Annotated in this window: 11 protein-coding genes; all 11 read left to right on the top strand. The window is 53.2% G+C overall.

Annotated elements, in window-relative coordinates; genetic code table 11:
- Positions 1-270 (top strand): IS66 family transposase (locus tag B060_RS26730; protein WP_018083354.1); only part of this gene is annotated, 270 nt, incomplete at its 5' end.
- A 12-nt stretch (positions 271-282) separates the two neighbouring features.
- Positions 283-2,382: a type I secretion system permease/ATPase gene (locus B060_RS0118800; protein WP_081606929.1), complete on the top strand. Its 2,100-nt coding sequence runs from the start codon at positions 283-285 to the stop codon at positions 2,380-2,382.
- Positions 2,379-3,773, top strand: coding sequence for an HlyD family type I secretion periplasmic adaptor subunit (locus B060_RS0118795; RefSeq protein ID WP_018083352.1), 1,395 nt, complete (start codon positions 2,379-2,381; stop codon positions 3,771-3,773). The genes B060_RS0118800 and B060_RS0118795 overlap by 4 nt, the downstream gene beginning before the upstream one ends.
- Before the next feature lie 253 nt (positions 3,774-4,026).
- Complete coding sequence (locus B060_RS0118790) at positions 4,027-4,527, top strand: hypothetical protein (RefSeq protein WP_018083351.1); 501 nt, start codon at positions 4,027-4,029, stop codon at positions 4,525-4,527.
- Positions 4,528-4,567: 40 nt separating this feature from the next.
- Entirely contained in the window at positions 4,568-5,845 is a 1,278-nt protein-coding gene (locus B060_RS0118785; protein WP_018083350.1) for a hypothetical protein, read from the top strand.
- A gap of 17 nt (positions 5,846-5,862) precedes the next feature.
- Positions 5,863-12,816, top strand: coding sequence for a DUF4214 domain-containing protein (locus B060_RS28095; RefSeq protein ID WP_018083349.1), 6,954 nt, complete (start codon positions 5,863-5,865; stop codon positions 12,814-12,816).
- A 102-nt stretch (positions 12,817-12,918) separates the two neighbouring features.
- Positions 12,919-13,371 carry a toxin-activating lysine-acyltransferase gene (locus tag B060_RS0118775; protein WP_018083348.1) on the top strand — a complete coding sequence of 151 codons (453 nt, stop codon included), beginning with the start codon at positions 12,919-12,921 and terminating at the stop codon, positions 13,369-13,371.
- 24 nt (positions 13,372-13,395) lie between these two features.
- On the top strand, positions 13,396-13,989 hold the full coding sequence (locus B060_RS0118770) for a hypothetical protein (protein WP_236621656.1): 594 nt from the start codon (positions 13,396-13,398) through the stop codon (positions 13,987-13,989).
- Complete coding sequence (locus B060_RS25220) at positions 13,983-15,566, top strand: TolC family outer membrane protein (RefSeq protein WP_244874641.1); 1,584 nt, start codon at positions 13,983-13,985, stop codon at positions 15,564-15,566. The genes B060_RS0118770 and B060_RS25220 overlap by 7 nt, the downstream gene beginning before the upstream one ends.
- Before the next feature lie 414 nt (positions 15,567-15,980).
- Complete coding sequence (locus B060_RS27365; RefSeq protein WP_155847858.1) at positions 15,981-16,613, top strand: hypothetical protein; 633 nt, start codon at positions 15,981-15,983, stop codon at positions 16,611-16,613.
- 24 nt (positions 16,614-16,637) lie between these two features.
- Positions 16,638-23,777, top strand: a complete 7,140-nt coding sequence (locus tag B060_RS0118755; RefSeq protein ID WP_018083344.1) for a calcium-binding protein — start codon at positions 16,638-16,640, stop codon at positions 23,775-23,777.
- The last annotated feature ends 65 nt before the right edge of the window (positions 23,778-23,842 follow it).

Here is a 23,842-nt window from a genome sequence, read left to right as displayed (position 1 = left end):
AACCTCCTTCGTGTGCTGGACCGCCCAGACATCCCACTACACACAAACGGTTCGGAAAACGACATCCGCTCTATCGTGACAAAGCGCAAAATATCAGGCGGGACCATGAGCGACGCCGGAAAGGCCGCCCGAGATGCCATGCTCGGCCTGATGAAAACCTGCGCAAAGCTCAAGATCTCGTTCTACCGATTCCTTGGCGACCGCTTCACAGTCCAAGACGCTCCATACGTCCAAAAGCTACCAACCCTCGTCAGGCTCGCAGCAACGTAGCTGCACCGGAATGTGCCCCGGTTACGTCTTGTGTTGCTTTTGGGCTTTCACCAGATAAGTGCTGATCCCGGTCAGCTAAAGCATGCGCTAGGCAAAGACGGCGTGGCAAACGCTGGAGATCTTGTCCGATTATCGCGCAAGTTCGGTGCTCGTTCAAAGCTGACCAAGCTGCCCATATCACGACTGCAGGATGCACCTTTGCCGGTGATTGCCTGCGGTCACGAGGGCGATTTCTTTATCCTGGCGCGCGTCCATGACGGACAGGCACTTATTCAGCGGCCAAATGAGGCGCCGACTACCCTTTCTCTCAGCGAACTCTCGGCAATTTGGTCGGGTGAAGCCGTGCTGATCACGACGCGCTCCGAGCTATCTTCGAACAACAAGTTTGACGTTACTTGGTTCATCCCGGCGCTTGTCAAGTACCGTGGGCTGCTCGGCGAAGTGCTGGCGGCCTCCCTGACCCTGCAATTGTTCGCGTTGGCGACGCCGCTAATCTTCCAGGTCGTCATCGACAAAGTGCTGGTTCACCAGGGGCTGACAACGCTGGATGTTCTGGCGCTGGGGTTGGCGGCCGTCACTATCTTCGATGCGCTGTTGAGTGGGCTGCGCGCTTCCTTGTTCACCCATACAACGAGCCGTGTCGATGTCGAGCTAGGCGCGCGGCTGTATCGTCATATGCTGGCCCTGCCGATGGCTTATTTCGAAGCGCGGCGGGTCGGTGATACCATTGCCCGCGTCCGCGAACTCGATACCATCCGCGAGTTTCTCACGTCGTCATCCGTGACCCTGATCATCGATCTTCTGTTCACGGTCATCTTCCTTGTGGTGATGTGGTTCTATTCGCCCTGGCTGATGCTGATCGTACTGATCTGTATTGTGCTTTATGCTCTGACCGCTGGCTTGATCACCACGCCTTTGCGCAAACGCATCGAGGAGCGGTTTGCGCGCGGTGCCGAAAGTCAGGCTTTTCTCGTGGAGAGCGTCTCAGGCATTCAAACTCTGAAAGCCTCGGCTGTCGAACCGCAGATGCAGACTCGTTGGGAGCGTTTGTTGGCGGCCTACGTAAAGTCTGGCTACAAGGCCGCGCAGCTCAATATATGGGGTGGCCAGGCGATCCAGTTGATCAACAAGGCCTCAACAGTCCTGATCCTCTTTGTTGGCGCCAAGCTCGCCCTGAGCGGCAAGATGACGGTGGGTGAACTGGTCGCCTTCAATATGCTGGCCGGTCGTGTAGCGGAACCAGTGCTGCGCCTGGCGGGCCTGTGGCAACAGTTCCAGGAAGCCCGCGTTGGCGTTGACCGGCTTGGCGACATCCTCAATACGCCAACGGAAGCACAGTTCTCACCGTCGCGTGCCGCGCTGCCACGTATCGAAGGCCAGATCGATTTTGATGATGTGACGTTCCGCTATAAACCGGGCGGACGCGAGGCCATCCGGCGGGTTTCTCTGCGCGTGATCCCAGGTGAAGTCCTGGGGATTGTCGGGCCATCGGGTTCCGGCAAATCGACACTGACCAAGCTTGTCCAACGCCTTTATGTACCTGAGAGCGGGCGCGTATTGGTGGATGGCGTGGATCTCGCTCAGGTCGATCCGGCGTGGCTCCGTCGTCAAGTAGGCGTCGTCTTGCAGGAAAACCTGCTCTTCAACCGCACGATACGCGACAACATAACTTTGGCCGATCCGTCCCTTCCAATGGAGGCTGTCATTGCGGTCGCCAAAATGGCAGGCGCCCACGAGTTCATTCTGGAGATGGCGGAGGGCTACGATACACTTCTCGAAGAGCGTGGCTCAAACCTATCCGGGGGGCAAAGGCAGCGCCTTGCCATTGCTCGTGCGTTGATCACCAATCCACGCATCCTTATTCTTGATGAAGCAACGTCGGCACTTGATGCAGAATCCGAGGCGATCCTGCAAAAGAATATGGCATCGATCGTCAAGGGACGTACCGTCCTAATTATCGCTCACCGCCTGTCGGCCATCCGCATGGCCAGCCGTATTGTTACCATGGAGGGCGGCGACATCACAGAGACCGGCACCCACGATAGCCTGATGAAAGCCGGCGGACGCTACGCCAGCCTGTGGCATACCCAGATGCGAGGGCTGGACGCATGAGCCTGAGAAAGCACATCCGTGTTCTGATCGAATCCTGGAAGGCTGAAAGCCTGCGACGGGGTGTTGAACGCAGCAACCGAATTGAAACACAATTCCTGCCGGCCGCCTTAGAGGTTACTGAAACACCGCCGTCGCCCATCGGCCGTGCCATCCTTTGGTCGATCGTTGCCGTAACGCTGGGTGCGTTGTTGTGGTCATGCCTGGCCCGGGTGGAGATGGTCGCCATCGCCGAAGGTCGGCTGGTCCCGACTGGGCGGCTGCGATCGGTCGAGGCACTTGAACCGGCGCTTGTGCGCACGATCGCCGTGCGTGAGGGGCAACATGTGACGGCCGGTCAGGTCTTGATCGAACTCGATCCAACCATGACGGACGCCGATGCCGAAAGCGCCATCACTGAGCTTTCAACCGCCGGCTTGGTGCTGGCGCGCTCCAATGCACTCTTGTCTTACGCCGCGGGCAGGGGCGCCGCGTTGTCACCTCCAGAAGGCTCTTCTGTCATGGCGGTTCAGGCTGAAAGCCAACTGGTGGCGGCGCGTATCTCCGCTTATGAGGCTAAACGCCGCTCGATCATGGAGCGCCGTGTCGGCGCCGAGGCGTCGATGCGCGCCTCTCAGGCCGAGATCACCAAACTGCAACGCACTTTGCCTATCCTGCAAAGCCAGTTCGACGATCAGACGGTTCTCGAAGCCAAAGGATTCGGCGCGCGTCAGAAAGTTCTACAGCTTCAGCAGTCGATCATCACGGCTGAGCAGGACATCGCCACGCAACGCGCACGCATGGATGAAGCGCACGCACAGATGGCTTCGCTCAACAGCGACGCGGCTGAATTACGCGAGCAGTTCGTCACACAAGCCGCCCAGGAACGCACCGAAGCGGAAGGCCTGACAGCAACACGCGGCGATGCCTTCAACAAGGCCGACCGTAAGCGCGCCTTGCAAACTATGACGGCGCCGGTCTCCGGTACGATACAACAGGTCTCAGTAACAACCTTGGGTGAGGTTGTGGAATCCGGGAAACCGATCGTCACCATCGTGCCAGATGGCGAGGAATTGATTGTCGAAGCCCTTGTTCTCAACCGTGACGTCGGCTTCGTGCATGCCCATGATCGCGTTGTGATCAAGCTTGAGGCGTATCCTTTTACCCGCTATGGCACCCTTGAGGGCGAAGTGACGGAAATCTCACCTGATGCCATTGTCGATGAGAAACGCGGCTTGGTCTTCCCGGCACGCATAAAAATTACACAAAAAAACCTTAGATTGTCTGGGAAGCCAGTTATCCTCACCTCCGGTATGAGCGTGATGGCGGAAATTGTCACCGGCAAACGCACGGTAATAAGCTACATTTGGTCGCCTGTGGCTAAAGCCGTAAATGAGGCTGGGAGGGAAAGATAGGAGGAGAAATCTCCTCCTACTCAATGCCTTGGGCGTGTCACAAAAGTGGCGCAATGTTACCGTTTCGTGAATGTTTTAAATTGCTACTTTTGGGAGAATTTCAGGCTTGCAAATTATATAGCCTGCGTATTACGTGTCGCGAAGACGAACGATTTCATATCGTTCAGAACGGCTTGTACGTTGTGCTGTGTCAATGGCTTTAGGGTGGACGTGTCGCTTTTCTTTTTTAATTAAACCTGTTGGAGTTGGTGGCATGAGGGCTCATATTTTAAAGATCGTTCTTCTCATTTCCGGTCTCAGTGTCATGCTTAGTTCATGTGCCACGACACAGGCTGACTATGACCAGGCTGTTCAAAGGGTGATCGTATCAGCTTTAACATCCCCGCTGTCTGAGATCGAATCAAGAGCGGATGCAGGCGATGGTCAGGCGCAGTACGAATTGAGTATAATTTACGTTTTTGGCCTCAGGGGTAAAGCCAAGGACATGGATATGGCGTCGAGATATCGCACTCAGGCGATGGAGCAGCGCGGTCGTGAAGATGTTCAGCGTTACCAAGGCGCATCGTCGACCAACGCTGGCGGCATGGTCATGCGCAGTGAGCCCAAATTCAGTTGGGTGAGATCACACTCGCAGAACATCAACAAGTGCACGATAGCTTTATCCAACGATAGTCGTGATGCGGAACAGTCTTGCATCGGAGAGCGGCCGGTAAGCGAACTAAAAATGCTTTGGGAACAAGCCAGGGCTGAATAAGGGATTTAGGAAGTGCCGTACTGCCTTGGGGTGATAAGAGATGCATAAAAATTGGAAGATTTTGCCAGCACTTCTTGCTGCAAGTTTAGGCGCTTGTGCAAACGCGGAAGTGTCTCAAGGTTTCACATCCCAGCCCCAAATCACTTACGCGCCATATCCGGGCGGAGAACCGGGACGGGCCATTCCGTTGCGACCTGAGAAAAGCCTCTACACTTTCCCTGCTGATCCGGAAGCCGCTACTTTCGCGACGCAACCCGATGTCAGGACAAAAGCTGCCAAGGCGTGCGGACTTGATCGGATTATCTATGAAGAGACCGGCCCCGAACTGATATTTGGAACGGGTCAGACAGCCGATCTGGTGCATGCGCGCGCACTGATGATGTGGTGCCGCGCCTATGAGCCGCAACCGCAACCGGGCTCAGTCATGCGTGTCCACTTCAGAACGAGTGGTGATCTGATCTTGTCAGTCTCCTCCCAGCTGGAAAAAGCCGATGGCAAGCCGTTGGGTGCAGTTTCGCAAACGCCGGGTGGCTACAGGATGATAAGCGTAATCTACGAGGCAGCAAGGGATGCCGTTATACCTATGTCCCAAAAGCACATAGGGGGTGACGACGTTTTTGATATTTGGTGCCGGAAGGCGCCCGTGAACTTTAACTACTGGCCTTCTATTGAGCTTAGAGAATATGGGCAGGGTGACAACTACAAACTCCTCGGCGACATTTCGAAACGTTCTGGCGGGCTATCCAGCCCGGAGGAATGTACAGCAGACGCAAATTGCAATATCCGCTTCACGAAAGATTTCGAAAAATCATCCCTGCCTGCTGTTTGGATCGGCTCGCATTATTCACGCAACGACTTTCCACGTCCTGGCGTTGAAAAGGGCTCGGCGCTCTTAGTCAACAGCCATGCACGGTGGGTCTTCGATGGTGACCTTCCAAGACTTAAGCATTTTGTCGAGTACAAGTCCGTAACGTTTGGAAGGCCATGTAAAGTGAGGCCGGTTCCGAAAGTTATTGGGCTATCCAATGCGGAAGCTGACGCCTTCCTGAAGGGACATACCGGAAGTGCTTTTGATGCCGCCTGGAACGAGCCGGATGCTGATTGCCGCCTTTCCCGATTTGAAATGGGGGATCACGGTATGGATGGCCAAGGAGGCTACTCAATTGAGCTCATGCCATCGAAATACGGCGGGGTCCGCATGAGAACATCCCAGATATTTCTTCGAGATGGGCGGACCTACATGGCAGCTCATTTTTACGTTGACCGAAACGCTACCGCAGGGTTCACGAAATCCTGCGAGACAACCATCATAAACTAGGTACTCAGGAGGGGACGATGCCGTACACAACCACTGCCCAGAAACAGATGAGAGCGCTTCGTCGTGCGGCAATGTCCTTGGGGTATAGTACTGCAGTACACGATGCGGTCGTTGCGGCGGGCGGCAGCAAAGGCTGGGTCGGAACAGAAGCCGTCGACCTCATTAAAGACCATTATGCCGGCGATCGCTTTCCACCCAACGCCCAGGCCGGTGTGAACCAGCTTGTAGATGACCTTCAAGGCAATATCCAAGAAGTCTGGATGTACGAGGGTCCCAAGGGGGCCAGCGTCCTTATATTCAAGGCGACGACTGGATATACCTTGCTCATCGACGGTGTTGATGCCGGTAACGGCGAAGGCATGCGCGACATGATGGACATTGCTCGGCAAGGGACTGGGCTACCAAGTGGCCAGTTGGAAGATGTAAATACGGCTATTAGCCTGTACAAATCGAGCCATGGCGTCCCGACACTTAACTTCGAGGCTGTGGTAGGCCAATCGCATGGCGCGGCTGTCGCTGCGGACTATGCGCGGCAGAGCCCGACAACAGTCGGCATGCTCGAACTTTACGAGCCGCAGGGTACGCTGTTCAGGGGCGCGGTTGATCCTGTCGCGCAATACGGAATTCCCGTGGAAATTGCCACGACTTCGTCCGATTTCTTAAATGGTGGGAGTAATTCGACCGGACTGGTCGGTGACGGGCGGCTCTGGCCAACCTTGGTCGGAATGGGCAATCTATTGTGGAACGACCTCGTCGCGGGCAATATGACCCAGATGCCCGACTTGACGCCTGATTCCACATTTGCCTGGAACGAAACGCGGGACCCTGGGTTTTTCAGCCACACCTATGATACCCTGTTTCCCCAATTGGCGTCCCTTTATCCTAACGCAATGGCACAAAGTGGGTGGACCACGCCAACCTGGACTGCCAATCGCGGTAAACACCTGTTGTGGGATAGCCGTTACCGCCCGGTGGAAAACGGAAACAGTCAATACCGATCAGTTAGACCAGACGAAGTCCCGAACAGACTGAAGGCGAATATTTACGCGGCCATCGCGGACTCACTTGCGGGACACAAATTCAATCGCGTGGGTACCGTTGGGGTGTATGTCACAACCGATGCTGGTTCGGGAAAAACGCAGGTTTCCGGCGATTTCACATTCCAGAGTGAAACTGATCCTAACGTCAAAATCATTGATCACGTGACCTTCGTGGTAATCACTGCGAATTTGGTAACCAGCGGATCAGGAAACGCGAACTTTTATGCCGACTTCCTTAAAGCTGACGAGTCCAGCATTCGTTCGACCATCGAAGTGCGGGGCCTGCACAATACTGTCTATACCTCCGAGACGACTGCCTACGGCGGCAGCGTCGAAGCGGTGGCCGGCGATGGCAGCCGGGTCAAGGTTGTTGCAAGCATGGGAGCCGGTGGAAGCGACGAAAAGGTGCAGGTGGAGACAATTGATGTTCGTAGCGGAGCTCCGGCGATTTTTTCTCAGTTCGTTAGAGGGCTAGGATCAACGATTGCAGACGTTTTAGTGCCAAATAACAAAATAGGCAGTACCGTCACGAACGTCCTCATCACGCCTCTGCTGGACATTTTCGCCAATAGCATAAGTACTATGGGACCGAACTCCGATGGCGCAGCGATCGTGCGCAACGCAGGCAATGCTGTTAGCGCCCAGTATGGGGAAGGGTTCAGGGCGGCCGTTAATGATCAAATCAAAGGAAGTTTGAGCAGCTATCTGACGGCAGAACTGGGTGAGGCTATGGGGCTGAGTGGGTTCGGCGCGCAGCTTTATAATCAGGTCGGCAGCTCCGTGTTTGGGCAGGTTCTCCAAAATGTCCAGACCTCCCAAGCATCCATCTTCAAAGGGTGGGATTTTAAGAAGGTATTCACTAAGGACGGCTGGACCGGTGTTAATGGCAATCTGATCGGAACCGCAATTACTTCCTTTTTTGCTTCCAAGCTAGCTTCGGCTGTTGTGAGGCCAGAAACACAAGCGGCCATTCTCTTATCCAGCTTGGGTTCGTCTTTTGGCCAGATTGTAATGACGAGTGCCGCTGGGGCGGGTGTCACCGGCCTTGGAGTTATCGGCAGCACGGCGACTATGCTTGCAGGTGGATTGGCAAGTGTCTTTGGAAAAGTAATTGCGAGCTTCATGGCGCCTGGGATCGGCATTATCATCGGCCAAATACTTGGTACGATGATCGGAAATCTATTCGGGCCAAAGAAACCAAGGACGCCAGCTGCCACGGCAGAGACAATCCTTCAGGTACCTTATGCAAAATACGAGCTTGGAGCGGCAGTCGCTTCCAACGGTGGAAATCTGGATCTAGTTACCTACATGGCATCCAGCGCCAGAGATGTTTTGAATGAAATCATTGGCCAGATTACCTATGGCGACGACAAATCCTATGTAAGCAATCTGAACGGCACGTCGACAAATCAGACTTACGGACACAGCGGCGGCCAGATTTATTATAAAATAAATGGAGTACGAACCGACGTTGCATCGGCTGATATTGCGATCGAACGCGGAACTCTCTTGGCGATTCGCAATACAAAGGTCGTGGGTGGAAACCTATTCTACAAACGTGCGATCCTGAACTCAAAGGCTGAAAATTTGGTAACACTTACTGCAGATATGAATGTCGCCAATGAGTATAGCTCCTACAATCAGTACCGGACCTATATCAACGGGTTAATTGCCCAAAAACCTCATGATACCTTTGCGGCCACTTGGGCGATAACCTTATCCAAAGCCGCAGAACTTAATCTGAATCAGTTTGCCACATCCGATTTCTACGGCGGTTTGGGGGGCTTCTTGACCAGTTTCGGTGTGGCCAAAGCAGAGAGTAAGGTTCACTTCGAAGATTTCCAGGTCAAGGCTGTCAGTGGCGGCGGCATGCGTATCGGTCTCGATACTGTCGTGACGACGACCGATACGAAGAGCGCCGCTGCAAAAATATACCGTCTGTATCGCGCGCTGCTTAATCGCGCACCTGATGGCTTTGGCATGAACGATTATACCAACCTGCTGGAATTGGGCAGGAAGACCTTAAAGGATATCGCTGCGGATATTCTCTCAAGTCAGGAGTTCGTAAACCGGGTTGGCGCCAATCTCAGCGATTGGGATTTCATCGTTCAGCTTTATGCAACCGTATTTAACCGGACGGCAAGCAGCGGAGAAATCCAAAGCTGGATCAATACGCTAAACAGTGGTGTGACACGTGCCGAAGTCGCTACCGGCTTCACCGAGTCCGCTGAAAATGTGACAAGACTAGCCGCGCCTGTTCAGGCAGGATTGAGTTATACCTCTCACAAAAATGAGAATTTTTTCGCCACTCTGCCGCAAGCCACCGGGTGGAATGACGCAGTGCTTATCGACCAAGTCACCAAGGTGGGCATGGTGTCGAGTACGGGCACGGTTGGCGCGGGCAACGATTTTGTCGATTTGAGCGGATCTGCCACGGCCGTCACCATCAATGACCAATCCGGCGGCGATAATGTCATATTAGGCAGTTCTGCTGCCGACGTACTCAAAGGCGGTAGTGGCTTCGACTGGATTGTCGGCAATGGCGGTAATGACGAGATTTGGGGTTATGACGGCAATGACATCCTCATCAGTCTCACGGGGAATGCCAATGTATACGGCGGTGCAGGGGACGACTATTTAACGGGTGCTGGTGCGTATGGCGGTGCCGGCAATGACACGCTTGTTGGCGGCGCAGGGTATAACACATTGTTAGGTCACGATGGTGATGACCTGTTCCTAATGGCGAAGGATTTCAGCATTAATTGGTACAACGGTGGCGATTGGGGTGTTAACAGCGACCCGAATGGCCGCGATACAGTAAGTGCTGATCGCATCGACGTCGGTGTTTCCTTTGATATGGATATACGGCCTTCCACCTGGGATACGAGCGGTGATGCTGCCTTGTCAAACCCCGCCGCTCGATTGCTGGCGGTTTACAGTCTGGCTTCGAACCAGTGGCTCACTTCTATGCATACGGCCAGTATCGAGAATGGAACAGGCTCGCAGTTTGCCGACCGATTCTATGGAACAGTCGGCGATAATGTTCTCAAAGGGCTTGCTGGAGATGATAAGCTTTTTGGGCGAGACGGGAACGACATTCTGGAAGGTGGCGCGGGTGCCGATCAACTTGCCGGTGACGCCGGCATCGATATCCTGAGTTACGAAAGCTCTACCGAGGGCGTGTCCGCTAATCTCACGACCGGGCAAGCTTTTGGTGGCGATGCGGTAGGGGATACCTGGACCGGCATCGAGGCCTTGCGCGGCTCGAAACTCGCAGACGAGCTTAAGGGCGATGGCAATCAGAATACCATCCAGGGGCTTGCCGGTGACGACTGGATCGTAGCGACAGGCAATGGCCCCGTAACCCAAACCTATACGACTGGTTATAATTACTACCGAGACGTGCCGATTCTGGTGCCGAATGGATGGACCGGCGGCGACATCTACGATGGTGGGCTTGGTGTAGATACGGTCGATTATTCTGAGGCTAGTGCGGGCATCACAGCTAACCTGGGTTCTTATACAGAGACAACGGCCAGTCCTGGCAGTGGTTCTTCCGGACTGGCCCTGGGCCACAGTTATATCAATATTGAAAACATCGTTGGAACGTCCTATGCCGACAATTTGTCGGCGGGGACGGGTGCCCACACGTTTGAAGGCGGCAAGGGCAATGATACTTTAAATGGTGGCGCGGGTGGTGATACTTATCTGTTCAGCCGTGGTGATGGCGTCGATTCTATTGCCGAAACCAATACCGACAACAACGCGCTGAGCTTCGCAGGTGACATTAAATATTCCGATCTGTACATCGAATCCGCCGGTGGCTCCAGCGGCTGGTTGAATGTCGGCATTCGCGGTACGGCCGACAAAGTGGCCGTCGCAAGTAATTTCGCCACTCTGACGAAAAATAGGCTGAAGACGCTTGCTATAGGCGGCGCTTCGCAACTGGACATCGGCCAGATCACTTTCCAGGTCAGCGGTGGCACGGATGGCAACAATACGCTGAATGGCACCAATAACAACGACTGGATTTTTGCCTTCAACGGCAACGACATCATCACCGGTTATGGGACAAATTGGGAAGATAGCGGTAATCTTATCATTGGAGGGCTTGGCGACGACACAATCTCGACTTCGGCCGGCGACGACCAGTTCGCCTACGACCGTGGCGATGGATTTGATACTATCACCGACACGGGCGGAGAAGACACAATTGCATTCGGCGCAACCGCCAAGGCCGAAGACGTTATTTATCAAGTTGTGGGCAACGATCTCTTTGTAGGCCTGAAAGACTCACAGAACTCCGCATTGATGGCTTCTCAGGTGGCCGATAAGATCAAAATCGTCGATGGGGGGGTAAAATACCTAGTCCACAACACTATCGATCACTATGCCGGAGACTCTGAACACGGCTTTTGGATCATAGCTACAGAGAACTATGATTCTATTTCGCTCAATACTGTTGAGTATGTACTGGCTGGTGGAACGTCCATCGACCTTCGCAAACTTGATATCGCTTGGACTAACGCTGAAACCTGGAATTACCAGCAAGTATATCCGATCGCGCTTGATCTCAATGGCGATGGGCTGAACTTGTCAACCGTCGACTCCTCCGAAGTTGTCGTTAAGACCGCCGGCGGTGGCTTGTCGAAGTTGGCGTGGGTCGGACCTACGGATGGCTTCCTGGCTGTTGATCGTGACGGCGATGGCAAGATAAACAAGCTATCAGAGATATCGTTTACTCAGGACAAGACTGGCGCAACCAGCGACCTAGAAGGCCTCAAGACCTGGGATACGAACGGTGACGGGTTGCTGAACAGCAGTGATGCCAACTTCAACAAGATCCTTCTTTGGGTCGATGCCAACCAGAATGGTCGTTCGACGACGAGAGAGTTGAGGACGTTGACACAAGCAGGCATCGTGGCCATCGACCTCAACGGCGTTGCCACAGGCTACACAGCCGATATGGGCATCGATAGCTTCGTGCAGAACAACATGAAGTTCATCTGGGCCGATGGTTCGCAGGGCAACGCTTACGATGTCGCTCTGGCACGGCGTGTGCTTGGCTCCGAGGGGCTCTACGCTGGTGAGTACCAGGCAGAATGGGGTGCGAGCAATTCAGACGGTACTCTCGGCCGCCTGAGTAACGACCCTAAGACCGCAGCCAAGGCGGCTCGGATCGCTGCTAAGAAAGGTCTTCTCGATAAGATTGGCGCCAGCTACCAGGAGGTCAAGGCGAAGGCTCAGGTTGACTTCAGCGATACCGATGCTGTTGATGCCAAGGTGGCCAAGCGTTGGGCCAAAATGGACAAGAGTGCACAGGCGGCCTGGCTATCCGGACAGGTTGTCCAGACCGATGCGTCTGTCATTGCCGTATCGGCGAAGAGAGCTCTTCAGACAACCTCCGAGGTGGCGCAGCAGGCGACCCGCGATCTTCAAAACTCGGCCTACAGCCACGCCAGAGCTTCCGTAAGCGCTGGACTTGGACTGGATACGGCTGGTAATGGCGCGAGCGCTGCAACCGGCTCGACCGCCTACAGCCAAGGTGCGTCCGAGTTGGGGGGCTTGTCTGTGACGGCGAGCGCGCCCGATCTCACTGTCGCCGGTTTCACGACTGCCGGCGCTTCATCCCAGGCGCAGGCCTGGTGGCGCAGCGAGACACAAAACGACAGCGCTTACAGATCGTCGAACCTGAGCAGCGTGCTTTCTGCCATGGAAACGGCTACGCCAGACCAAGGCCGGGGGCAACCGAGCGACTACGCCATGGCGCAGCAGCAACTGTTGTTGCGACAATCCATGGCGGCGTTCGGCGGCGCATCGGGTGGATCGCCAGCCGTATGGAACCGGGATGCCTCGAGCGCTGTGGCGCTCGCGGCCTCAACGGGTCTTCGTGCGCAATCGCAATCGGGCTTTGCGAGTGCAGTTGCCTAAGGCAGTGGCTCACCCTACAAGCGTCTGATCGGACGCTGACAATGACAAATATCCGCTCCACTAAACAGGTCGGAGCGGATGAACCTATGGAGTTTAATGATAATGGATGAAACCTCTTCGGCACAACCCGCAGCCACGCCGCAAAAGACGGTGGCGCAAGTCCTCGGCGAGATCACATGGCTGATGACGCAATCGCCCTTGCATAAGCAACTGTTCATTGGCGATCTTGAATGGTTCGCTATGCCGGCGATCCTGCTGGAGCAGTTCCGCGTGTGGAACGGCCCCAACAGCCCGGCAGCCGTGGCCCTGTGGGCGACGGTGTCGGAAGAAACCGAGGCCCGTCTCGAAGCCGGCGGCGGCAAACTGCGTCCGGACGAATGGCAGAATGGTGATCGCCCGTGGTTGATCGATCTAGTTGCACCCTTTGGTGCCACGGACGAGATACTGGCAGACCTCGCGGCGAGCATCTTCAACGGCAAGCCGTTCAAGTACCACACCATCGACCAGAACGGCGCACGGATTGTCTCGACCTATCAGGCGCCTTCCGTCAACTAACTCAAAGCCCACGGGGGGATTATCGTGTTGTTATCTGTTATGGCCATAGGCCTGTGGACCCTCGCCTGGCCCAAACAGCTTGAGGGGAGCCTGCCGCGCTGGCTACACCCTCACAAGGGTGAACCGTCAGAGCGCGAGCTGCGCCATAAGGCGCAAAAAGTTAAAGAGCGAACCTACGATGCCAAACTCTGGCGCATGACGATCCAAACCGACGGCTTCACCGGGCAGGTGCGGTGTCGCCTGATGAAGATGAAGACCCTGACCGAAGGTCGCATCACCTATGCTCAGAAGACCTTCGGCTTTGAGATGGGGGAGAACGTCAACACGCTTAACGCCTGGTACAGCATCGATAACAGGCCTGCAAAGCGTTGGCAGACTCTATCTCCTGTCCTGGCCGCGAACCGGGTCTCTCTTGAAGGCGCAAGCCTGGAAAATCCCACAGGAGGTGTCGTTCTCCTCCCCGAGGCGGAGATTGGCAACGCTCGGGTGGTGACGATCCGCGCCAACGAAAAAAGCCAACCGCGCGAATTCAAACTGAAAGGTTTTGAAAGCGCCGTTGCCGCCGCCAGATATAATGGCTGTGCGGCTGACACCAGCTTTGAGCGTGGGAAATGGTAGGCGTAAAACTTAGATACTGGATGTCAGGTGTGGCGGCGACGATAAGTCTTGCCTTTGCCCCGCAGTTTGCGAACGCCGATACCCTACTTGAAGCGATCGTTCAGGCCTACCAGTCCAATCCCGTCCTGCAAAGCCAGCGCTATGATTTGAAGGCACTTGATGAGTCCTATGTCAGGGCGTATTCGGCGATCCGTCCCAAGGGCGACCTTCAGGTGACGGCCGACTATGTTGACAGCCGTGCCGGCGATGCAACCCAGGCCCTGAGACTGGCAGCCGATCCGCTTGTCGGGCGGCGCCTGCAATCCAACAAGGACGATGTGCGTCTGGTAATGGAGCAAATGCTCTATTCCGGAGGACAGACTAGCAGCGCCATTGACGCGGCCTCTTATCGCGTCCAGTCAGGCCGACAGAGCTTGAGGATAGCGGAGGGTGACTTGCTGCTACAGGTCATCGGCGCCTACGAGGATGTAAACCGTGACACGGAAAACCTAGCCGCCAGACAGGCCAATCTGAAAGCACTCGAACGCCAACTGGAGATGACGGAGGCGCGTCGCGTCGCTGGTGAAGTGACAAGAACAGATGTCGAGCAAGCGAAGGCCCAACTCGAAGCCGCAAGGGCGCAGATGACCTTGACGCAAGTTCAGTTGCAATCAAGTCGTGCCACCTATGCGGCTTTGGTCGGACAGAACCCCGGGACGTTAGACGAAGCGCCAGCCCTCCCGTTGGTGCCGACAACGCTCGACCAGGCCTTTGACATCGCCATGGACAACAGTCCGGAACTCCTCCAAGCACGGTTCAACGAACGTGAAAGCCAAAAGCAGGCGGATCAGGCACGATCGGCCAACAACATGGTTGTGTCCGCCCGAACGTCCTACGGCTTCAACGGCCAACTGTCCCCTTATGATCGGCGCGATCAGGATGCGGATTTCTCGGTCAGCCTGACCTTTACGAAACCTCTTTTCTCGGGCGGCGCCAATGCGTCCGGCTATCGCGAGGCCATCAACCGCAACGCCGGCGACCGTTTACGGATTGAGGGTGCGCGACGTGTCATGGTGCAGAACATCGTGGGAGCCTGGAACCAGGTTGTCTCGGCGAAGCTGAACCTCGACATACAGCAGCGGCAACTTGCGGCTGCTGAGATCGCTGCCGAGGGTATGCAGGAAGAGTTTCGATTTGGTCAGCGATCAACGCTGGACGTCCTGGTTGCCGAGCAGAACTTGACCGAGGCCAAGCTCGCCCTGATCGCTTCAAGACGCGATGCCTATGTGGCGCAGGCGTCCTTGCTGCGCCACATAGGCTATCTGGAGGCGCGGGTGCTGATTGTCGGTATCAATCCCTACGACGTGGCTGGCAATCTGCGAACAATCCAATCGAAAAACGGCGTGCCGTGGGAGCATCTTATCCGTGGGGTAGACACTCTTGGGCAAAGCCACGCCCATCAAACTCGACTCGACGAACTGGATCAGACTAAACTCTACCACGCTATTGCGCCAGCCTCAGGTGAACTCCAAAGCCTGGAGCTTGGTACCGAAAGTCCAACCACACCCATACCCGGAACCGCGGGACACTCAAACTGAGGAGGCAATATATGCTTATCTCCGTGTTTATAGTGGCCCTTGCCTCTGTTGTGTGATTGAGGCTCAGGTTCGAATAACTCTACAATTTCCATTCAATCCCTTACCCTCTCTCGCGCTAGATAAGTATGGCTACCCATTGTCTTCGTCACCTTCAAGGTCAGAGGCGGGTATGTAGTTGAGATGCCAAGAAGACGGCTCAATGTCGCGACTACACGGTGCTTTTGCGTGTTAAAATAATAGCAGGCAGTAAAAACAATGACTTATAAAACTGTCACAAAAGTGGCATAATTTTACCATTGCTTTATTGCAATGTCTTGCTACTAAAAGAGGAGTTGGCTTGTAGGGAAGGCCACTCAGATTGTGGTCTGCGTATCGTGAGGTTTTTCTCGTCCCGCATGGACGATTGGGGGGGGGATGGCTGAAAACAGAAGCGGAGCTTTAAAACTATCCGCTGTTTTTTTGGTGATTTGTCTCGCGTTGTCACCAACGTATCTGAATAGCCTAGTATTCAGAAGCTGGGTGGCACCTGCCGAGGGCGACCTTTCCGTTTCGGAAGGATCTTTCGCTTCTCACAATCTTGTTGATTGTAATTCACGTTATTGCTCGAATGGTCCTTATACTTTTCGGACTCAGGCTGGTGACACCTTGGAGCTTAATTGCGAGCCTGGACCAGCAATCAACCAATGCCTTGATAGTGACGGCTTTGGGCGGCGGACACGTGGCTTAGACGGCAAATCTGCCTCCGTTCAATATTACAATGATAATGAAGGTAGAGATATCGCCCCATATTACGTTATGTTAGATGTCGAGGCCAGTGATGGAAAGCTTATCTCTTATGGCGAATCAGTTTCAAGTATAAAAAATAGCGTTATCTCGATCGACGAGTATGGATCTCACCGCAACAGATCCAATAATGGCCAGGCAGGCGTGCATACTGTTTATATGATGTATGGATATATTCTTTGCACGACATTATCGTTAATTTTTTTCTTGTTTAGTTTCTTTCGTTTCATCTTTGTAAAATCGCGTATCTCGAAAAATATATAACCATTTTTGATTTTGGGGGCTGCCATGGGTATCAAAGTTAAGCCGATGCTGAAGGGTATATTCGACTACACCAAAATAAGGCGAAAAATGACTTCGTTTTTGTTGGCGATCGAGGTAGCTCAAAAGGCAGCTACTGCCTACAAGGCTGATCCCAGTCCAGCGCATCTTGGTGACCTTGTAAACGCGGGTAAAAACCTGACCACGGCAACTGTTACTTTCGCCAAGGAGCTGGATGCAACCGGAACAATCGACGGTGTGATAGCAGACTCAGCAACCCTCGTAAGTGCTGCTACAGCCATTGCGACGGATATCGAGCAGATAAATAATAGTCCCAACAACCCAAATAATAATTTGCTGATGTTGGATATCGGTTTGAATGTAGCGAGAGGTGGTTGGGCTGCTATCAAAATTATTGCCCAATTTACGCCTACAGGAAAGGGGGCTAGCCTTCTAATTAGATCGGCTAAATTTGTTAAAAACAACAAGGATTTCATTAATTATTTTGACGAGGGTGTAGCGCAATTTTCTGAAGGAATCCGTACATTCAATTCATACAATAAGGCGATCGAGACAACTGCAGGGAGCGTTGGAGCTGACCTGATTAAAAGTGAAGATGGGGTGACTGTCTTCGTTGTGGGCCGACACTTCGCGTATAACCTGGAAGGCGGAATGCAACTCGATATTACGAGTGACGACCGAGGCACCGCTGATCTGTCCGATGATAGAAATTTTTTATATGTCATAGATTCTAAAGGGAAAATTATTTCCGGCTTTAGCGTAAATTATGCCGACTACGAGAGCGCATATGCAGACGAAACTGCCACATCGGTAAAGAGGATCTATCGTACCTCGACTGGGCAAAATTTAGTAGAGGTGGAGATCTCAAAGACCACGGGTCTGTTGAATGTGAAAATCGGCTCACAGGTAGTTATGAGCGGCGTTAGGGATGCGCGCATTATTAAGTCGAAGGTGACTGTCACAGAGAATGGCGTGCCAGTAATCAAAGACGCTATCGTAGTAGCAACGCCGAACAGTTCGACGGCCACGGGATATATCACGGATGCGAATGGTGTTCCAACAGGGGCTACTATCATAGTCGGCATTTCAAAAGAGGGGTCAGTTGTGGGATCGGCTCCGCTTCGTGATGGTAGAGGATTCAATCCTAGCTCTACAACCATCCAAGTCGGAGATGTCATCGGCGCCACTTTAGGTAACTACCTTGCCGGTAATGATAAACTTAAGGGCATACTATATTCGTCAGTGTTGGGCGAAATGGGACAGCGGATTGCCGCAGGCATTAAAGGTACGCCTCAGGGCATCTATAACGACGCTAGCACACAGGTTCGTTCGTCAGTGCTTGAGTCATTTCAGTTAGACGTCAGACAGCGTATGGAGACGGCTATTGTCGGCACTGTAAGCTCAATGCTCGCAGGACAACTGGCAACTTCCCTCGGGCTGAAAGGTTTTGGTTCTGAGCTCTTTACTACTGTGGTTTCTGCAAGCACCAACGCTGTTATAGACAAAGTTATTGCAAATCTTGGAGCCAATCTCAAACCCTTCGAAGGGGTATTCACCGCCAGCAATCTGCCAGGGGTTGAAAATATCAAATTCGGCCAGGTCTTTGGCAACGCTCTGTCGTCCTTCATTGCTTCTAAAATTGCTTCGGCCATTATTCAGCCTATCAACCAGGCAGCCGTATTATTATCGGCTATTGGCTCCGCCATCGGACAAATCATAGGCGGTCCCGTCGGTTCTTTCTTCGGCCAAGTACTCGGCACGTTTGTTGGCAATCTGTTTGGGGCTAAAAAGCCCAGAGTACCTTCGGCAAATGCGGAAACGGTACTTCAGTTGCCGTACGCAAGATACGAATTGGGAGCCGTAACTTCGGCAAACGGTGGAAATACCGACCTGGCGCAAAGTATGGCAACAAGTGCCCGCGATGTACTTAATGGATTTATTGGAAGGGTCACTAGCGGCGATGATCGCCCTTGGGTTTCCAACCTGAATGGCGTAAATACAACCCAAGCCTATGGTCATACTGGTGGGCAGCTTTACGTTAAGGTAAATGGAACAAGGAAGGATGTGTCGTCGGCCGATGAAGCGGTAGACTTTGGATCTTTAGCTGCTATTCGCAATACTAAAATCGTTGGTGGCGACATATTTATGAAGCGAGCCATCTTACAAAGCGCAGCCAAGGATATTCTAACGTTAGGCGGCGATCTTCAGACTGCTGAGGACTTTGACTTTTACGCAAAGAACAAAAAACTACTCAATGGATACTTGCTTGAGGGGTACAAAACACGCGTCCTCACCGCAACGGACCAGACATTCTACGACGTCTCTGGAAATAAAGTTATTGCTGACAAGCTTGCCGGTGGTCAAACTCTTCAGGCCACTGAAAATTCAGCCTATGCGGCAAATCTAACGCAATTTGATAGAATTGCGGCCATTCTCAGGAACAAAAATGACGAAATATTTTATGTAGGTAGCAATAAAGATATCGTTGACAGGATGGTTCGCTTGGGAGCGCCATCCGTTTACTCTGGATCTGATACTTCTATTTACAACGCCAATAAGGCGGTCATTGATCGAATTGTTTCTGCAATTCTCGCCAAATCTCTACCGTCGCTCATTGCTACGGATCAAGCATTTTATGCAGGGACCAACAAGGCGTTAATAGATAAAATATCAAAGAGCTCGCTCGCGCCATCAGATGCTACCATCTACTTGGGGAACATGGCGCAATTCGACCGGCTCACGGCTACAGCTAAAGCACAAACCCTTAGTAATCCTTGGATTGTCACATTACAGCGCGCCACTGAACTCAAGCTCGACCAGTTTGCGACATCAGACTTTTACGGCGGAATGGCCGGTTTCCTTAATAGCTTCGGCGTCAACAAAAATTCCGGCTTGTATTTCGAAGACGCAAATATCGCATTGCGTGCGGGATCGGGCGCTATAATTTCCGTAAAGGCTCTTGGCGCGGTTGAAGGGGTATTCGAAGAATTGCCACAAGCCCTTAACGGACCGCGAAGCAGCGATATTAAAGACGGCCGTTTTCAAAACCTCTCTGCAGGGTTCTGGGACGTGGCAACCGATTCCACGACCGCTTGGGGGCGAGGCGTGAATATGCAGGATTGGTCTGGAAACGGGAATGATGTCCTTTGGGTTCACATGGCGGGAACCACGACCAATAAAGTGGTAGACACTTATTCCGATCTTATCGTGTCCCGCGCTGGGGCGACATACGAGGCCAGTGTGTCTGCAGCCCAACATCGCGGATTTGCTGGTTTGTTTATTCAGTACCTCGACGAAAATAAAAATCACCTCGCTTGGGCGCAGGCTGGCGGAAGTGCACGAGAAAGCGGTAGCTATCAAGGCGATATCAACAATTATAACCAACTCAACGTCAGCTCCGTTGCTCCTCCCGGGACGGCTTACCGACGCGTTATGTTGCGATTGATGAGCACTGGTGGAAATGAACCCTATGCCTTCTTTACCCGACCATTGACGCGTGAGGTAATATCTAACGCAGCGATCCCCGAATGGGAAGATAGAGGCTACAGCGTCTATATAGATCAGGTGTCAAAAGTTGGGTACAGCACGTCCGGTAGCGTTTCTGTAGCCAACGATTTCATCGATCGTAGCGGTCGTACATCTGCTGTGTCTTTAGACGATACAGGTGGTGATGACATATTCCTAGGCGGGCAGGGGAACGACACCTTGTATGGCCGGGCTGGCTGGGATTGGTTGGACGGTGGCGCAGGCAATGACATTATCTACGGCGGGGCTGATAACGATGTCTTGATCGGCGGCCTTGGAAGCGACAATCTTTACGGTGATGCAGGAGACGACTATCTCGCGTCTATTGCGGGGAATGACGTCCTACGTGGCGGCGACGGCAATGATACTCTCGTGGGAGGCACCGGGGGCGATAGCATCATAGGGGGTAACGGAAACGATACGTTGCTCTTGGCGCCGGACCAAGCCTTCAACTGGTACATGGGAGGAAGTGATTTTAATTTCACGGATGATGCGACGAGCAACGATGCCATAAGTGCAGAACGCTTCGCGGTCGGTGTGCGATATGATCTTGACTTGCGGCCGGCCGATTGGAATACGAATGCAGATCCGTCAATTGCCAATCCGAACTCTCGGCTTGCCGAGGTTTACAATTATGTGACCGGTGAATGGCTAACCAGCAATGGCTTGATCAATATTGAAAGTGGAACTGGGTCAGCATTCGCGGATCTCATTTACGGTACCACTGGTGCAAATACACTAAAGGGATTGTCCGGACGAGATACCTTGGACGGTCGAGGAGGCGACGACATATTGGAGGGAGGCGCCGATGCGGACGTCCTGACTGGCGGAGCTGGGTCTGACACTCTTAGCTATGAGGGGTCGAGCGAGGAAGTTTATGTCAGCTTGGCGGGACTATCTGCAATTGGTGGCGATGCGGAAGGGGATAGTTGGAGCAGCATAGAAAATCTTCGCGGTTCGAAGTATTCCGATGAATTGAAAGGTGATGCCAACCAAAACATCATCCAGGGACTTTCTGGCCACGATTGGATTATCGCGACAGGAAATGGGGCTGTTACACAAACATTTACTACCTCATACAACTACTACCTGGATGTGCCCATCTTGGTGCCGACCGGATGGTCTGGCGGCGATATTTATGATGGAGGGCTCGGCACTGACACGGTTGATTATTCAGAGGCGGCATCCGCTGTAACTGCCTACCTTGGTACGTACTCCGAAACGACCGCATCGCAAGGCAGCGGCTCGGGTGGACTGGCAACAGGCCATACATATATCAGTATCGAGAGTATCGTAGGCAGTGACTACAACGATGCGCTCTCTGCGGGCGCTGGCGCCCATTCTCTGGAAGGTGGAAAGGGCAATGACACACTAAGCGGTGGCACTGGCGCAGATACCTACTTGTTCAGCCGCGGCGATGGAAGTGATACGGTAACTGAGGACAATGGAGGCAGTAACACGCTTAAAATTGCCAGAAATCTGAAGTACTCCGACCTCTATATATCTACCTCAGGTGGATCTTCTGGGTTTCTAGATGTCGGAATTCGAGGAACAGCGGCGGACAAGGTGCGTGTTACCGCTAATTTCGCAACATTGGGTAATAACAAACTCAAGACTCTGGACATTGGCGGGGCGTCGCAACTCGATATCAGTCAGATAGCTTTTCAGCCCAGTGGTAGCACTGATGGCAATGATACTATAAACGGTAGCACTAATTCTGATTGGATAATGGGCTACAACGGTAACGACATTATATCAGGATCGGGATCTGCCTGGGAAGATCATGGCAATATAATAATCGGCGGTCTTGGAAACGATACGATTACAACGTACTCAGGTGATGATCAGTTTGCTTATGATAGAGGTGATGGAGCCGACACCATAACTGACACGGGCGGTGATGATACGCTGGTGTTTGGCGCCACAGCGACAGCCGACGATGTGATTTTTGAGGTCCTGGGCGGAGACCTATATATCGGTCTCAAAGATACACTGGACTCATCAAAGACAGCATCTCAAGTTGCAGACCGGGTTAAAATTATAAATGGTGGGACGAAGACAACTGTCCATACGACTATTGATTACTATCAAACCGACGATTCTGGATACACTTGGGTCTATTTTTCTGAAACTATTACAACTGTTGCTTTTCCGACGGTCGAATTTGTGCTGGCAGGTGGTACGTCCATAGATCTGCGCAAGTCAGACATCGCCTGGAACGCAACGGAGACGTGGAACTATCAGAGTGTCTACCCAATCGTCCTTGATCTTGGCGGCGACGGGCTCGATCTTTCCACAGTTGATGGCTCTAACGTGATCGTACAAACAGCTGAAGGTGGACTGTCGAAACTTGGCTGGGTTGGTCCTACCGATGGCATTCTGGCAGTGGACCGGAATGGCGACGGAGCGATAAATACACTCTCTGAAATTTCGTTCGCGCAGGACAAAAAGGGGGCGACGAGCGATCTTGAGGGATTGAAAACGTGGGATAGTAATGGCGACAGCTTGCTTAATAGAAGTGACGAAAGCTTTGATAAAATATTGTTGTGGGTCGATGCCAACCAGAATGGCCGTTCGACACCCCAAGAATTGAAAACGCTAACCGAGGCAGGAATAGCCGCAATAGACTTAAATGGAGTGGCGACTGGATACACCCAAGCCATGACCATCGACAACTTTGTACAAAATACAATGAAGTTCATTTGGGCCGACGGGCAACAAGGGGACGCGTATGATGTGGCATTGGCCCGCCATGTTCTTGGCTCGAACGGTATTTACGCCGGCGATTATCAAGCCGAGTGGGGTGCCGGGAATTCGGACGGTAAGCTCGGCCGATTACTAAACGATCCGGCCACCGCCGCCAAAGCCGCTCGCATCGTGGGTAAGAAAGCCTTATTGGACCAGATCGGCGCTAGTTACCAAGAGGTCAAGGCCAAGGCTCAGGTAGATTTCAGTGACAATGATCACCTCGACGCAAAAATTATTGAACGCTGGGAGAAAATGAACAAAAGCGAACAGGCTGCCTGGCTCTCCGGTCAAGCCTCAAATGTTGGCGATAGAGTTAGGCTGTTGTCTTCCAGTCAAGCTAGGCTAGTCACTGTGCAACAAGCAGAAAACGCTACCGCTAGCCTGTCCGGACATATTGCATCCTCAAGTCAGAATGCCGAAATTAAACCTGCGCGTCCGGCAAATGAGGGGGCCGTGCCTGCTCAGTTAAATAACGATGCCAAGTTTGCAAACCAACCTGTCAATGCGCAATCTTTGGTGGCCAGTGCACCGGATACGAGCCCGATTAAACCGGTCGAAACATCGTCAAGTCATCGAACAGCTTGGTGGAACGGTGAAAGCAGCCAAGGGGGCACAGCACCCGGTGCCTCCCTAGCGGACTTGCTTTCAATAATGGGGCAAGAACCGGTAGCGCCTGGTAACCTGCTGGATTTTCAAGACACACTGCCACAGCAACAATTGCTACTACGGCAATCGATGGCGGCCTTTGGGGGCACCTCTGGCGGAACGGCCGCCGTTTGGAACCGCGATGGCGCCGCGGCGCAAACTTCACTCGCTGCGTCCTCTGGCGTTCAAAATAGTTGGCCGGCCGGTATCGGGATAGCCGCTGCATAGCCGTTTGCCACTTTTGGATGAAATCCCGAAGCCACTCTGGTGGCCGCGTTTAGCTAAGTTTGAAA

It is taken from the genome of Asticcacaulis benevestitus DSM 16100 = ATCC BAA-896 (genome assembly GCF_000376105.1).
Taxonomy (GTDB): Bacteria; Pseudomonadota; Alphaproteobacteria; order Caulobacterales; family Caulobacteraceae; genus Asticcacaulis; species Asticcacaulis benevestitus.
Note: the sequence above shows the minus strand (reverse complement) of the source record. Positions and strands in the feature narration are given on the sequence as shown.